Source organism: Algoriphagus ratkowskyi (assembly GCF_002150505.1).
In the GTDB taxonomy this organism is placed as follows: Bacteria; Bacteroidota; Bacteroidia; order Cytophagales; family Cyclobacteriaceae; genus Algoriphagus; species Algoriphagus ratkowskyi.
This window is the reverse complement of the sequence record NZ_MSSV01000001.1, coordinates 49,080-63,518: the sequence shown is the minus strand read 5'-3', so window position 1 is coordinate 63,518 and position 14,439 is coordinate 49,080. Positions and strand designations below refer to the sequence as shown.

The following is a 14,439-nucleotide window of genomic DNA, read 5'->3' as shown; positions in this document are numbered from 1 at the left end:
TTATATCGTTGGGTTGATTGTTATTTTACTGCGCGGATTTGCTCCACAATTTTATAGATTTCTGGCTGTTGCACTTTTAGATCTGAGTACATAGACTCTACCGCTTGACGAAATGGCTCCTTGTCAGGATAAGAAATAATCACTCCTGCTTTTTGCATTTCACTTAAAGCATGTTCAGTAGCCTCAGCCCAGATTTTATATTCGTAGATAGCAGATTCATCCGCAGCATCTTGAAGCCATTGTTGCTCCTGCTCATTTAAACTTTCCCACACTTTAGTGCTCACGATCATCACATCCGGCAATGCAGTGTGCTCGTCTATGCTATAATATTTGCATACTTCGTAATGTTTGGAAGTATATAGACTTGGAGCATTATTCTCAGCTCCATCCACGATCCCTTGTTGCAAAGCTGTGTACAGTTCACCATAAGAAACCGGTGTAGGCGATCCTCCCAGGGCTTTCACCATGTTCGAAGCAGTATTACTCTCCATTACACGGATCTTTAGACCAGCTAAGTCTGCTGGAGTTTCCACGGGTTTGGTTTTAGTATAAAAGCTTCTTTTCCCAGAATCATAATAGCAAAGACCACGTAACAAAAATTTCTGCGGATCAAGCAAAAGCTTTTTACCGATCTCTCCTTCTAAAACAGCAAGCTGATGGGCGTCATCTCTAAATAAATAAGGCATTCCAAAAACTTGCATCGTGGGAGCAAAGCCTTCCAATGCTGCAGAGGAAACTTTGGTCATCCCTAGACTTCCTATTTGTAAAAGCTCTACAAGCTCTCTCTCAGATCCCAATTGTTGATTAGGATATATCTTCACAACCATTTTTCCGCCAGATTTTTCCGCTACTTTTTCGGCTAAAAAAAGCATGGCTTCATGCACTGGATGTGTGATCCCAAGGCCATGACCGAGTTTGATTATTCGCTTATCTGATGTGCCCTGACAAGAAAAAAATAGCGTCAGTACAACACAAAAAGAAAGAATTTGAAGTTTATGGATTTTCATCTGTTTATTCTTTTTCAATTTTCAGATGGGATCTCGTAGGTTATTCCGATAGTCATCGGGACATTCCAATTGCTTAGGTTTTTCTTCATACTCAATCTCATGGGTTTATTGAAAATAAAACATACTACACAAGTATAGCTGTTTCTGAACTCATAGTTCGTGTCGATTTACGGAATCGATTTAGTTATATGACAAGAAAGCTAATTAGATAATGAAAAGAATTAGGACAAAAAGCCTAATTTTAAATCCTAAACTTTCCAAAAATCTCAAATTCGGCTTTGTTCCACTCTGCAATAGTTTCAAATCAACCAACGATTTTCGTTATTGCATTCAATCTCAAACCTTCATCTAACTGATTGCACCGACTATAAACCTTTTCCAATGAACCATAAAACCCTACAGATTCACTCGACAGACAATGTACTAGTTGCTTTACAAGACCTTTCAGCAGGTGAGACTTTTGACCACAAAGGAATAATTATCACGCTCAAAGAAAGTATCCCCGCAAAACATAAATTTGCTATCAATGAACTGAAAAAAGGCGATCAGGTATTTATGTATGGAGGGATCGTAGGTAAAGCACTTTCTATTATTCCTTCGGGAGCTGTGCTCAGCACTCAAAATGTAATTCATGAGGCTGAAGATTTTGGCGAAAAGACGGGTGATTATCAATGGGATGCACCGGACATCAGCAAATTCAAAGACAGGACGTTCATGGGCTTTCACCGTCCTGATGGTCAGGTGGGAACGGGAAATTATTGGTTGGTAATCCCTATGGTTTTCTGCGAAAATAGAAATGTGGACATCATCAAGGATGCATTTCTCGAAGAACTAGGTTTTGGTAAGCCAAATCCATTCAAGAAAATGGTACGGGAAATGGCAAATCTGTATAAGTCTGGTCAGACCCGTGCTTTCGACTCTGTTTCTGTAGAAACTATGGTAGAAACAACGGAAGAAAAACTTTTTGAGAATATAGATGGAATCAAATTCTTAAATCATCATTTAGGATGTGGAGGCACTAGAACAGATTCTCAGGCACTTTGCGCTCTCATCGCAGGTTACATTAATAATCCGAATGTGGCTGGTGCTACTATATTGAGCTTGGGCTGCCAAAACGCACAATCTTCTTATATGGAAGAAAAATTGCGCTTAATCAACCCGAATTTCAATAAGCCATTGATCATACTGGAGCAGCAAGTAGAAGGAACTGAGCAAAAATTACTCAGCAGAGCTATCAAAGAAACTTTTATCGGTATGGCTGAAGCCAATACGCAATCAAGAGAGTCTGCCCCTCTGAGCAAACTGGTAGTCGGCTTAGAATGTGGCGGTTCAGATGGCTTCTCTGGAATCTCTGCAAATCCAGCTGTGGGTTACGCGGCCGATTTGGTCGTAGCCTTGGGCGGAACAGCAATTTTGTCTGAATTCCCTGAGTTATGTGGTGTAGAGCAAGAACTTATAAACCGCTGCGTTTCTGATGAAAAAGCTGAGCGCTTTTCAACATTGATGCGTCTATATGCCGCCGCTGCTGAAGCTGCAGGGTCTGGTTTTGATATGAACCCAAGTCCAGGAAACATAAAAGATGGGCTAATCACAGATGCAATGAAGTCCTCTGGCGCTGCAAAAAAAGGGGGGACTTCTCCCGTGACTGATGTGCTCGACTATGGCGAATATGTCAACACTCCAGGATTGACTTTGCTTTGTACTCCCGGAAATGACGTGGAAAGCACCACGGCCATGGCCGGAGCTGGAGCAAATATGATTCTCTTCACCACGGGTCTTGGTACGCCTACCGGAAATCCGATTACTCCTGTGATTAAAATTTCCTCTAATCACAAATTAGCTGAGCGCATGCCTGATATCATTGATATCAACACAGGCTTTGTGATCTCAGGAGAGAAGAATATCCAGCAGATGGGTGAAGAGATTCTAGAGAAAGTAATTAAGGTGGCAAGCGGTGAAGAGAAATCCAAAGCTATGATACTAGGCCAGGATGACTTTATTCCATGGAAAAGAGGAGTTTCGCTTTAAGTATAATCTACAAAAGGCAACTCAACTTCCTTCTCAAGTTCTGAAGATTTATAGATGGCTCGGATCAGCTCAACTGATTTTCGAGCCATATTTCCTTCTACCAACAAGGGCTCATTATTCTCTACCGCCTTCAAATAATGCTCCCACTGTGCTCGATGTAATCCATGACCAATTGCCATCGGGTCAGCGGCACCTGAACCAGTATTGGAATCAGCAATGATCGGCTCTGGCTCCTCTCCTAGAATACTCCATTGCACTATTTTCCCAGCTTCCAAAACGGCAGATCCACATTTCCCAAAAATCTCTAAGCGCTCAGGTAAGCCCGGATATAGCGCTGTAGAAGCAGTAATATTTCCCAAGGCCTTATTCTCAAAAGTCACCAAGGCAGTGCCCAGATCCTCACCTTCAATAGGATGAAGTGCTGTTTTTACCTTTGCAAAAACCGATTTCACATCGCCCATAATGTCCAGTAAAAGGTCAACTGTGTGAATGCCTTGATTCATAAATGCTCCTCCACCGTCGCCTTCCAAGGTGCCTTTCCATGGACTGCCGCTGTAATATTCCGGAGCTCTATACCAATTCACATGTGCGTTCCCCATGAGAAGCTTACCAAACCTTCCTTCTTGAACCGCCGCTTTAAGCTTCAAGTAGTCAGCTGAAAACCTATTTTGAAATATTACCCCTAACCTTACACCATATTTTTCACACGCTTCTATCAGCTGATCAGCTCTACCAAGGTTGATCTCAATAGGTTTTTCGATCAACAAATGCTTACCTGCTTTGGCAGCCAATAATCCAGCTTCCATATGATGCCCACTTGCAGTGCAAATGCACACTATATCGAGTTCGGGATGGGTCAAAAAAGCAGAGATATCCGAGTAAGTATCAATTCCAAATTTCTCCTTTGCTGCTTGCGCTCTTTCCGATGAACTGCTACAAAGTGCGACCAATTCGGCATTTTCTATTTCAGCTATTGCATCGGCATGTTTGCCAGTGATAGCGCCAGTCCCTACTATTCCTATTTTAAGTTTTGTCATGAGTCCAATTCATTTTGTAATTCCGCCCAAAGTTTCTCTGAGATCGGCACCCCAGTTTTAAGATTTACATTTCGTGTTGCTAAGGTATTTTCGCCCGGATATCTAACTGATTTGTCCATAAATGTCGCTGAGCTTTTTAAGTCTTCTATCAAGGCATCTGATTTGGTTTCTATCCAATCTGTGAGTTCAAGCTTCTTCGGGTCAAAGCAGAGGAATACCTGTGAAACAGCACTTTCGTGACCAGATTTTCCAACTTCAAATGAAGCATTTCCTCCCGAAAGTACCGCTGCGAGTAAGTCCAAAACCATGCTCAAACCTGAGCCTTTCCACAATCCAATCGGTAGGCCTAAGAGATTATCGATTACAGCTCCCGGATCTTTAGTCAGGTTGCCATCAGTATCAAATCCTGCTTCATACGGCATCTGCTCACCTTTAGCTTTGGCGATACTCAGTTTTCCATAGGCAAACTGGGTAAAAGCCATATCCAAAACTACTGGTCCATTTGCTCTTGGTATCGCTATGACGAGCGGGTTATTTCCAATTTTAGGTTCACTTCCTCCCCAAGCCGGCATATTAGGAATCGTATTCGTGAAACAAATTCCGATGCAACCTTCTTCTACAGCTTGCCATCCAAAATTTCCACCGCGCATCCAGTGATTTGTGTTCTGTAAAGTGACGCAGCTAATTCCATACTCCCTAGAAAGATTAATCGCTCGGTTCATAGCAAAGTCAGCATTTAGATTTCCAACTCCAGACTGACCATCCCAGCGCTCAAACATGGCAAGCTGGCTTAATGCGATTGGTTCCTTAGCAGGGTCAACCAAGCCTTTTTTGATGAAATCCAGAAAAAGTAAAAAGCGATTTGCCCCATGCGATCGCACGCCATCAAGGTCAGCTTTTGCGAAAAGATGAGCACAGCGCTGTGCCCGTTTTGCTGTGAAGCCTCTTTTTAATAGAATATTTTCAAGTGCCTTTGCTAACTCCTCAAATGGGATAAGAATATCGTTCATGGGTTTCCAATAATAACTTGTTTCAAGCCTACTATAAAAGCTCTGCTACTAAAATTGAGATAATTAAATCATTGGTGTTGCTCTTCTGCAAAGTTGTAAGGCTACTCCCCAAGGATCTTTTAGCATTACCAGTTGAGAACCATCAGGCAAAACATCATCAGTAATCACTCGAGCTCCAGCCTCAACTAATCGATCTCGATCCGCAGTAGGATCTTCAGACACTAAAGCTAAATGAACCGCAAGTGGATGTAGCGCATCAAAATCTAAGGTTTCGCCTTTTGGATTGGTGTAAATCTCCAGCATCACTGTACCGCTATCATCAGCCAAGAAAGTCATGAATGGCGACTCAGTCATTTTCTTGACTACTTTCAAACCAAGATTCTCCTCGTACCAGAGTGAGGCTGCTGAAGCATCGTTTACATTAAGCGCAAAATGTTCAAATTTCATTGTATAGTTTTTCTATTTTCTATTCAGATCCTATTTGGCTAAATTAATTTTATTAGAGCGGAGCACAACTTCATGTCAATCCAAAATTGCAATGATATATGGAAATGTAGTGGCAAATAAACGCAAACAGCGGAGACATGTTTGTAGCTCCGCTGTTTGATTTACCTAAAAAAGAAGATTAAGTCCTGTTCGCGGTGGGCTTAATGCTAGTGAGATCAGCGATTTTGACAGGCTGATTGGAGGTAATGCTTTTCCTCGCTGCGACTCCAATAAGTACCGACATAACTCCATCTCGAAGTCCTGCAGAATGCTTTAGCGGATCTGCTGCATCAGGATTTATAAAGATTTTATCATGTAATCGCTTATCTCCCCCGCCGTGGCCGCTTCTTTCGCTGGACACTTGAATGATCTTGTAGTCTTCCCAATTTTTATGAAGTACCAAAGGCTCAAACATCATATCTTCATTAGAATTCTGGTTCATTTCTGCTGCATGAAGTTCCTCCTGACTCATACTTTCATTATTCATGAAAGGAATGTCAAGCCAGGCTTCGATACGACCTTTCATACCATTAAAAGCAATTTTCCAGCCCTCATACGGCGAATAAGTAGTCAGAGAATAATTTACCACTGCGTTGTTGGCATATTTGATTTGGGCCGACATTTTATCATAAATATCAATTTCCGGGCGATACACACATCCATCCCTAAGATATCCATCATGCTGTTCATTCGCCACATATAGGTCCATGTCATGCTTACTTTTGGTGATGTCCCAATAGTAAGCGCAATCTGCTTTGTGTGCGCATGGACGACAATTTGTATCTCTAAAAGGCCCATTACTTCCGTAATGCTCTAGATCCCCATAGGCAAAAACCTCCACAGGATCTGAATCCAGCAACCAGTTCAACAAATCAAAGTGATGCGTTGCTTTGTGCACCCATAAAGATCCGCCGCTGTCCATCAATCCATGCCATCTCCTGAAATATGAAGCACCGTGATGATTGTTGAGATACCAATTAAAATCTACGGATGTAATCTCTCCGATCTCACCATTGTTCAATAGCTCTTTAATTTTGGTTATATATGGACTCCAACGGTAGTTAAAGCCAACAATAAGATTTTTATCAGATTTTTTCTCTGCGTCAATTATCGCCTGCGCTTTAGTTTCATCAATCGTTAAAGGTTTTTCTGTGAGAACATCAATATTTGCATTCAGACCTTTGATGATAAATTCGTGGTGATTGGAATCCTTCGTGGTGACGATAATCAGGTCAGGTTTAGTCTCAGAAATCATCTGATCAAAATCTATGAATACAGGACAAGAAACTCCCATATATGTTTTGGCAAAATCCAGTCTGCCAGGGTTGATATCGCTCAGCCCTACAAATTCGAGTAAGTCAGGGTATTGTTCTACAAGGCGTTTGCCCCAAAAGGAAATACCACGTACACCAGTGCCGACCAGTACAACTCTAAGTTTTTCCTTATTACCAAAGGCATTAGCAGGAATCGGCATGGCCGCGCCTGCTCCCAGCATACTAATGGCATAGAGAAAAGAGCGGCGTGAAAACTTATTATCCATAGATTTTGTGGTTTATGTTAGAAGTTTAAAAGAATTTATGAAACAATCGATTGCATAGATAATCAGATTAATAACAAATTAGAAATTGAAACGAAAAAATATTCATAATAAAGCATTGATTTGAGTGATTCTAAATTACCTGAAAGTCAAAAACGAAGCTGATTGTTAACCTTCAATGAAATCCGTAATTCTTTCTTTATCTATATATTATCCCATATATTGCGCAACCGATTACACAAACTATTATGAGCATTTCTATACAAACACGGTATTCTTCACATCCAGAAGATTTCAGCATTTATAACACCGATGAAATTCGAGAAAAGTACCTTCTGGAAGATATTTTTGTTCCAAATCAAATCACTGGTGTCTATACAATGGAAGATCGCCTGATCGTAGGCGGAATACACCCAGTTGATAAACCTGTGCAACTGGAGACTATCGATCAATTGAAATCACCTTACTTCTTAGAACGACGCGAAATAGGAATTATCAATGTTGGCGAAAGCTGCATTATAGAAGTGGATGGAGAATCAATAAGCTTGGGTCGAAAAGAGGCGCTTTATATCGGTAAGGGTGTTCAAAATGTAGTATTTCATCCTGCTTCTGATGGTCGGACTTTACTCTATTTCAATTCTGCCCCTGCTCATTGCTCCTACCCAACACGCAAAATCACACAAGCCGATGCAGAAACGGTCACGCTTGGTTCATTGGAAAACTCAAATCATAGAACGATCTACAAGCTCCTTGTTAACTCCGTTGTAAAAACCTGCCAATTACAGATGGGAATGACCGAGCTAAAACCTGGCTCCGTTTGGAATACAATGCCAGCACATGTGCACGATAGAAGAATGGAAGCTTATTTCTATTTTGATCTGAAAGAAGAAAATGTGGTTTCCCATTTTATGGGCGCTCCTGACGAGACTCGACATATTTGGCTGAAAAATCATCAAGCTGTAATTTCCCCCGTCTGGTCAATCCATAGTGGAGCAGGCACTTCCAATTACACTTTTATCTGGGGAATGGCTGGTGAAAACATGGATTATGGAGACATGGACATGGTGAAGCCTTCTGAATTGAAATAACTAAATCCGATTATCCTCAAGGATGCAAATTGCATTGTTTTCTTTGAGTAAAAGGTTAGAAGACTGAAGACCTAAGCGACATTAATTAGAAGTTTAATAAAAAAATAATGCTTCTACATTTACAACTATCAAGACATAGTCACACCTTAAAGCTGCTTCTTTTGTTGTTATAAAAACTTGTTAAATCCATGAAACCTAATTTTGACCTTAAAGGAAAAATCGCGCTAGTCACAGGAGCAACACATGGCTTAGGTATGGCTATGACCAAAGCACTTGCACATCAAGGCGCAACCTTAGTCATCAATGGACACACGCCATCCAAAATGGAGGCCGCAATCAAAGATTATGCTTCCGAGGGAATCTCAGTGCATTCTTATTTATTCGACGTCAGCGATGCCATAGCTGTAGATAAGGCAATCTCTAAAATCGAAGCAGAAATAGGGGACATAACCATTCTGGTTAATAACGCTGGAATGATCCAGCGGGTGCCAGCTTTAGAAATGGATCCGGAAGATTTCAGAAAAGTGATAGACATTGACCTTGTGTCACCATTCATAGTATCTCAGCGAGTAGCCAAAACCATGGTAAAAAATGGACAAGGAAAAATTATCAACATATGCTCCATGATGAGCGAACTTGGCCGCGATACAGTAAGTGCCTATGCAGCAGCTAAAGGTGGTTTGAAAATGCTGACAAGAAATCTCGCGACCGAATGGGCGAAGTATAACATTCAGGTAAATGGCATAGGACCTGGGTATTTTGCCACCGAGCAGACCGCTCCGATCCGTGTGGACGGTCATCCTTTCAATGACTTTATACTAAATAGAACTCCTGCTGGTCGCTGGGGAAACCCCGACGATCTTGGAGGGGCAGTAGTCTTTTTAGCCAGTTCCGCTAGCGATTTCGTCAACGGACAAATAATCTATGTTGACGGGGGAATCCTCGCCACACTAGGTAAACCCGCGGGTGAATAGTTATCTTCGATTTTAAACAATCATTTTTCTCCTACACTAAACAAGGCAATGAGAAACGGGAAAGCCACCATTCATGACATCGCTGAAAAACTCAAGGTAACTGCTTCCACCGTATCGAGAGCATTGAACGACAATCCAAGAATCTCTGATGCTACGAAGAAAAGAGTACTGAAAGCTGCAAAAGACCTAAACTACCAGCCTAACAATATTGCCGCAGCGCTTAGAAGCGGCAGAAGCAAGCTAATCGGAGTAGTAGTTCCTACAGCAAATAGAAATTTCTTTTCCTCAGTTATCAGAGGAATTGAAGAATTTGCCAATTCGCTAAACTACAAAGTGGTGATTTCGCAATCTTACGATGACTTCGAAAAGGAGAAGCAAACCATAGAAGCCTTGCTAAATGTGCAGGTGGACGGCATAATTGCATCTCTGGGAAAGACGACAAAAAACGTCGATCATTTCAAGAAAATAATTTCAAAAGGAATTCCATTAGTGCTTTTTGATCGAGTGACTAATGATTTGGATGTCAGCCAGGTAGTCATTGATGATTATTACGGCGCATTTCAAGCAACTGAACACTTGATAACTGAAGGCTGCAGACGAATCTTACATTTCACAAGTGCTCAAAACATCAACATCTATAAAGATCGCAAAAGAGGCTATGAGGATGCTTTACTTAAACATGGAATCGGCGTAGATCCTGAATTGATACTTTTTAGTGACATGCAGCTTGAAGATGGAAGAAGAATCATGCAGGAGACTTTAGATAGGAAAATTGAGTTTGATGCTGTATTTTCTTCCTCAGATTATTCCGTCATGGGAGCGATGCAGGTGTTAAAAGAGAATGGCTTAAATATTCCTCAAGATGTAAAGTTGGTAGGTTTTGGAAACGAGCCATTTACATCTTTCACAGAGCCAACATTAACTACCGTGGATCAAAAAAGTATTCCGATGGGGCAAATAACTGCAGAAACCTTTTTTGAAATCCTTAACCAAAAGGATCAAGGAAGCATCATCCCGAAAAAAACTATTCTTAAACCTGAGTTGATCATACGGAATTCATCGATCAACAAAGAAAATTAATACCTCGACTTAGACCCAATTCTCCATGCAACTTCTTTCCAAATCCAAGCTAACCACCTCAACACGCCCAATAAAAATCCTTCAATTTGGAAATGGGAATTTTCTACGCGGATTTACTGATTGGATGATTGAAAAGGCAAATCGTGCTGAGGTGTTTAATGGTGATATTCACATCGTCCAGGTGTATAGCAAGTCCGCAAATAATCCTATGAAGGATCAGGACTGCCTATTTCATGTGATAGAGAAAGGCTTGAAAAATGGGAAACTGGTGCAGGAAACAACACTAATTACATGTGTGGCAGGGATTACAAATGTCTTTGAAGACTATGAAGAATATCTGAAGCTCGGTGAAAATCCAGATTTAAGATTTGTAGTTTCTAATACTACAGAAGCTGGAATTGTCTTTGAACCCACCGATTCTTCAGCAGACAGTATTTCCAATACTTTCCCTGGCAAGCTCACAGCTTTGCTTTATCACCGCTTCAAAACTTTCAATGGAGATGCTTCCAAAGGATTAATTTTTCTTCCCTGTGAATTGATCGAGGGAAATGGGGAAGCGCTGAAGGATTGTATTCAGAAATACATTTCATACTGGAAATTGCCGGCGGGATTTTCAGACTGGATTGATTGGCACAATACGTTTTGCAATACGCTAGTGGATAGAATTGTGCCGGGATTTCCAAAAGATTTTATTGAAGAGATTCAGGAGAAGATCGGATATAAAGATGACATGGCTGTGATAGTGGAGCCTTATCACTTTTGGGCAATTGAGGGAGCTGATACTGTGAAAGAAGAATTTCCGATGGACAAAGCAGGGCTGAATGTGAAATTTGTGGATAACCTTGCTCCTTTCCGAACTCAAAAAGTAAGAATCCTAAATGGAGGACATACGGCCATGGTACCTTATGGATATCTCAAAGGCCTTAGAACTGTAAGAGAGGCAGTGGAAGATTCTGAAATCGGAGCGATTCTGAAAGAGGCTATTTACAACGAGATCATCCCTACGCTAGACATGCCCAAGGAAGAATTGGAGCAGTTTGCAGCTGATGTCTTGGAGCGATTTGCCAATCCATTTATCGTACACGAACTCAAGTCTATTGCGCTGAATAGCATCTCCAAATTCAAAGTTCGCGTGCTACCATCTCTCCTAGCCTATTACGAACTGAAAAAGGAATGGCCAGAGAAACTGATTCTTTCATTTGCAGCGATCTTGGTATTCTACAAGGGAAATTATAAGGGAGTAGAAACTCCAGTCAATGACAATCCAACGCTGATGACTGAGTTTAATTCAGCTTGGGCACTTGGATCTACTCAAGAGACTGTGGCCAAACTGCTTAGCGAAAGAACGTATTGGGGGGAGGATTTGAGAGCTTATGATGGATTGGTGGACGCAGTGACGGAGGCGGTGGATGGGTTGCTTTTCACTTAATCCAAACCCGCGGATCTTGGCGCATCAACCGAATTAAAGTTCCGTACAATTCAGGGTTGTATTGAAAGAATTCATGCGATTTCTCAAAGAAAGTTTCCAACGCGACCGCAAAAAACTCATCTTCATTTAAGCCGGCACTTGACCTAAACACGGTCAGGTATCCGGCTTTTACTTTTTCTATCTCCTTATTCGCTAATAGCTGGAAGGAGTCATAAACCTCTGGGTTGAAAAAGTCACTTTCAGAATTGTAGTAAATTTGGTTTTCCAGCTTCAATGCATGGGCAACTTCATGGATTCCGAGATTTACGCCATCCTTTTGATTCTCCATTCCTTCCAAGAAGCAACTCCACGAGAGCGCAATAATACCATGCCTTGGATTAACTTCACCTCGATGATACTGCTTTGAAATAGTGCTATAGTAAGTACTTGGATAGACCAAGATCTTTTTGAAATGCAGCAGACGAAGATCTTTCCAGCCAAAAGTAACCATTATAATCGTTGCGCCAATGAGTATTTTCATCTCTGGAGTTACTTCGCGGATATCTCCCCTAGCTATAAAAGATTTGCCAATTAATACCATTTCCAGTTTTCTCACAAACTCATCTTTATGTTTTTGATTGAGTCTCTGGTAGTATGGGAAAGTATTTTCCAGAATTGCTTTCTCCGAACTCGTCATTTTTCTCCTTTTTAGATAGCCAACTCCGTCTGATAGCCACTCGAAAATCTCAAATAAAAGTGAATGAAGTAAGAACATAGGCGAATAAAATGGGCAGCTATTTTTCAGTAACTGCCCTCAAAATAAGAATTAATAGCAAGGTTATCTAGGGTAATCTATCGGTGGTTTGTACCTAATTTAAATCGGTCTGTGAGATATGCCTACTTGCAAGGCAGACACAGACCAATGTTCCCCTTGCCGCCGTGGTCTGTGTCTCACAGACCTAATATATAATTGGTCAATTAAGCCTGTCTATCTGCAATGCCAGCACATATCATATGGCCTGAAAGTTTTCGGCCTGTGAGACACAGGCCGAGGTGACAAAAAATGGCAGCCACTTTTCAGTAACTGCCATTTGATTTATAAGTCAAAACAAAGACCAATCGCCTAGTTGATATTCGCTACTTCGGTCTTCGGTCTTCGGTCTTCCAGCTCCTTTATCTAGCGTAATTAACAGACCGCATCTCACGAATAACCGTGATCTTGATCTGTCCAGGATACTGCATTTCCTTCTCTATTTTTTGAGAGATATCAAATGAAAGCTTACCTGCAGTTACGTCATCTACATTATCTGCATCTACCAACACACGAAGTTCACGACCTGCCTGCATAGCAAAGCATTTGTTCACTCCATCAAAGGCTAGGGCTAGCTCCTCCAAGTCTTTCAAGCGCTTGATGTAACTATCCATCACTTCTCGTCTTGCCCCTGGTCTTGCACCTGATATCGCATCCGAAGCCTGAACGATAGGTGAGATCATCGTAGTCATCTCAATCTCATCGTGGTGAGCTCCGATCGCATTACAAATCTCTGGATGCTCCTTGTATCGCTTAGCCAGCTCCATACCCAAAATTGCGTGTGGAAGTTCCTGCTCTTCATGCCATACTTTTCCGATATCGTGAAGCAAGCCGGCACGCTTAGCCATCTTAGCATTAAGACCCATTTCTGCTGCCATGGTAGCACAAAGCTTGGCAACTTCTCTGGAGTGCTGAAGAAGGTTTTGACCGTAAGAAGATCTGTATCTCATACGTCCCACCATTCTGATCAACTCAGGGTGTAGCCCATGAATTCCTAGATCAATACAGGTTCTCTCGCCGATTTCTACGATTTCTTCCTCTATATTCTTTTCTGTTTTGGCTACGACTTCTTCGATTCTAGCTGGGTGAATACGACCATCCTGCACCAATCTATGAAGCGAAAGTCTAGCAATCTCTCTCCTAACTGGATCAAAACCAGAAATAATAATTGCCTCAGGTGTATCATCTACTACGATTTCAACTCCGGTTGCTGCTTCCAGCGCACGAATATTTCTACCTTCTCTACCTATGATTTTACCTTTGATATCGTCACTTTCGATGCTAAATACTGATACACAGTTCTCCACAGCATGTTCCGTTGCAGTACGCTGAATGGTATCCAAAACGATCTTCTTCGCCTGCTTGGTAGCAGTAAGTTTCGCTTCGTCAAGAATGTCTTTGATCTGGGAAGATGCTCTGGAATTAGCTTCTTCAGTAAGCATAGTTACCAACTGATCACGGGCTTCTTCTCTAGTCAGATTTGCTACTTTTTCCAAGTCGGTGATACGCTGATTTGTTACTCGATCGAGCTCTTCTTTTTTGACTTTTACGGAGTGTAGCTGTGCAGTTAGGTTCTCAGTCTTACTATCAAGTTCCGCTTCTTTGCGCTTTACTTGCTCCAATTCCTTGGAAACTTGTTGCTCTCTTTGCTTTACTTTATTCTCATTAGTCAGGATAATATTTTTCTTATTACCCATTTCCTCATCAAACTCAGACTTCAACTTAAGGTACTTTTCTTTGGCCTCCAGTATTCTTTCTTTCTTAATAGTTTCCGCGTTGACCTCAGCTTCTCGAAGCATTGTTTTCACACGCTCACGAGTTTCCTCCTCTAGTTTAGAATTTTTATTTTTTATTAATGCGCCAGCAATTGCCGCTCCTGCTCCAGTCCCGATTAGGGCTGCAAGGACAATATATAGTATTTCTCCCATAGGTATTTTGGATATAAATTAAACCTCGGGAATCTGAAAAATCAT

12 protein-coding genes are annotated in these 14,439 nt (G+C 41.4%); 5 read left to right on the top strand and 7 right to left on the bottom strand.

Annotated features, from left to right (window positions below; translation table 11 throughout):
• Positions 1-20: 20 nt before the first annotated feature.
• Positions 21-1,007: a TRAP transporter substrate-binding protein gene (locus BVH02_RS00325; RefSeq protein WP_086497747.1), complete on the bottom strand. Its 987-nt coding sequence runs from the start codon at positions 1,005-1,007 to the stop codon at positions 21-23.
• Positions 1,008-1,388: 381 nt separating this feature from the next.
• Here BVH02_RS00325 and BVH02_RS00320 point away from each other — a divergent pair, with 381 nt between their 5' ends.
• Positions 1,389-3,035, top strand: coding sequence for a UxaA family hydrolase (locus BVH02_RS00320; RefSeq protein WP_086497746.1), 1,647 nt, complete (start codon positions 1,389-1,391; stop codon positions 3,033-3,035).
• On the opposite strand, the gene BVH02_RS00315 is transcribed toward BVH02_RS00320, so the two are convergent.
• The 4 genes from BVH02_RS00315 to BVH02_RS00300 all read right to left on the bottom strand — a co-directional run bounded on the left by BVH02_RS00315 (position 3,032) and on the right by BVH02_RS00300 (position 7,108).
• Positions 3,032-4,072 (bottom strand): Gfo/Idh/MocA family protein, encoded by a 1,041-nt coding sequence (locus BVH02_RS00315; protein WP_086497745.1) that lies wholly within the window; start codon positions 4,070-4,072, stop codon positions 3,032-3,034. The two genes, BVH02_RS00320 and BVH02_RS00315, sit on opposite strands and share 4 nt — an antisense overlap.
• Positions 4,069-5,082 (bottom strand): 3-dehydro-L-gulonate 2-dehydrogenase, encoded by a 1,014-nt coding sequence (gene yiaK / locus BVH02_RS00310; protein ID WP_086497744.1) that lies wholly within the window; start codon positions 5,080-5,082, stop codon positions 4,069-4,071. The genes BVH02_RS00315 and yiaK overlap by 4 nt, the downstream gene beginning before the upstream one ends.
• Before the next feature lie 63 nt (positions 5,083-5,145).
• Positions 5,146-5,529 carry a VOC family protein gene (locus BVH02_RS00305; protein WP_086497743.1) on the bottom strand — a complete coding sequence of 128 codons (384 nt, stop codon included), beginning with the start codon at positions 5,527-5,529 and terminating at the stop codon, positions 5,146-5,148.
• Positions 5,530-5,707: 178 nt separating this feature from the next.
• Positions 5,708-7,108 carry a Gfo/Idh/MocA family oxidoreductase gene (locus tag BVH02_RS00300; protein ID WP_394363976.1) on the bottom strand — a complete coding sequence of 467 codons (1,401 nt, stop codon included), beginning with the start codon at positions 7,106-7,108 and terminating at the stop codon, positions 5,708-5,710.
• A gap of 245 nt (positions 7,109-7,353) precedes the next feature.
• Between BVH02_RS00300 and kduI the strand changes: the two genes are divergently transcribed.
• From kduI to BVH02_RS00280, 4 genes are all read left to right on the top strand, one after another.
• The gene (gene kduI, locus BVH02_RS00295; RefSeq protein WP_086497741.1) at positions 7,354-8,193 is read left to right on the top strand and encodes a 5-dehydro-4-deoxy-D-glucuronate isomerase; all 840 of its coding nucleotides are present in this window, start codon (positions 7,354-7,356) and stop codon (positions 8,191-8,193) included.
• Positions 8,194-8,381: 188 nt separating this feature from the next.
• Entirely contained in the window at positions 8,382-9,167 is a 786-nt protein-coding gene (locus BVH02_RS00290) for a gluconate 5-dehydrogenase (protein WP_086497740.1), read from the top strand.
• Between the two features lie 48 nt (positions 9,168-9,215).
• Complete coding sequence (locus tag BVH02_RS00285; RefSeq protein WP_086497739.1) at positions 9,216-10,247, top strand: LacI family DNA-binding transcriptional regulator; 1,032 nt, start codon at positions 9,216-9,218, stop codon at positions 10,245-10,247.
• A gap of 25 nt (positions 10,248-10,272) precedes the next feature.
• Entirely contained in the window at positions 10,273-11,676 is a 1,404-nt protein-coding gene (locus BVH02_RS00280; RefSeq protein WP_086497738.1) for a tagaturonate reductase, read from the top strand.
• Here BVH02_RS00280 and BVH02_RS00275 read toward each other — a convergent pair.
• Positions 11,669-12,430: a zinc-dependent peptidase gene (locus tag BVH02_RS00275; RefSeq protein ID WP_223271780.1), complete on the bottom strand. Its 762-nt coding sequence runs from the start codon at positions 12,428-12,430 to the stop codon at positions 11,669-11,671. The genes BVH02_RS00280 and BVH02_RS00275 overlap by 8 nt on opposite strands.
• Positions 12,431-12,828: 398 nt before the next feature.
• The gene (gene rny, locus BVH02_RS00270) at positions 12,829-14,394 is read right to left on the bottom strand and encodes a ribonuclease Y (protein WP_086497737.1); all 1,566 of its coding nucleotides are present in this window, start codon (positions 14,392-14,394) and stop codon (positions 12,829-12,831) included.
• Positions 14,395-14,439: the final 45 nt, after the last annotated feature.

What these genes read in the sequence shown, in the direction of transcription:
- BVH02_RS00325 (WP_086497747.1), bottom strand. Translation starts at nt 1,007, where the DNA reads ATGAAAATCCATAAACTTCAAATTCTTTCTTTTTGTGTTGTACTGACG.
- BVH02_RS00320 (WP_086497746.1), top strand. Translation starts at nt 1,389, where the DNA reads ATGAACCATAAAACCCTACAGATTCACTCGACAGACAATGTACTAGTT.
- BVH02_RS00315 (WP_086497745.1), bottom strand. Translation starts at nt 4,072, where the DNA reads ATGACAAAACTTAAAATAGGAATAGTAGGGACTGGCGCTATCACTGGC.
- yiaK (WP_086497744.1), bottom strand. Translation starts at nt 5,082, where the DNA reads ATGAACGATATTCTTATCCCATTTGAGGAGTTAGCAAAGGCACTTGAA.
- BVH02_RS00305 (WP_086497743.1), bottom strand. Translation starts at nt 5,529, where the DNA reads ATGAAATTTGAACATTTTGCGCTTAATGTAAACGATGCTTCAGCAGCC.
- BVH02_RS00300 (WP_394363976.1), bottom strand. Translation starts at nt 7,108, where the DNA reads ATGGATAATAAGTTTTCACGCCGCTCTTTTCTCTATGCCATTAGTATG.
- kduI (WP_086497741.1), top strand. Translation starts at nt 7,354, where the DNA reads ATGAGCATTTCTATACAAACACGGTATTCTTCACATCCAGAAGATTTC.
- BVH02_RS00290 (WP_086497740.1), top strand. Translation starts at nt 8,382, where the DNA reads ATGAAACCTAATTTTGACCTTAAAGGAAAAATCGCGCTAGTCACAGGA.
- BVH02_RS00285 (WP_086497739.1), top strand. Translation starts at nt 9,216, where the DNA reads ATGAGAAACGGGAAAGCCACCATTCATGACATCGCTGAAAAACTCAAG.
- BVH02_RS00280 (WP_086497738.1), top strand. Translation starts at nt 10,273, where the DNA reads ATGCAACTTCTTTCCAAATCCAAGCTAACCACCTCAACACGCCCAATA.
- BVH02_RS00275 (WP_223271780.1), bottom strand. Translation starts at nt 12,430, where the DNA reads ATGTTCTTACTTCATTCACTTTTATTTGAGATTTTCGAGTGGCTATCA.
- rny (WP_086497737.1), bottom strand. Translation starts at nt 14,394, where the DNA reads ATGGGAGAAATACTATATATTGTCCTTGCAGCCCTAATCGGGACTGGA.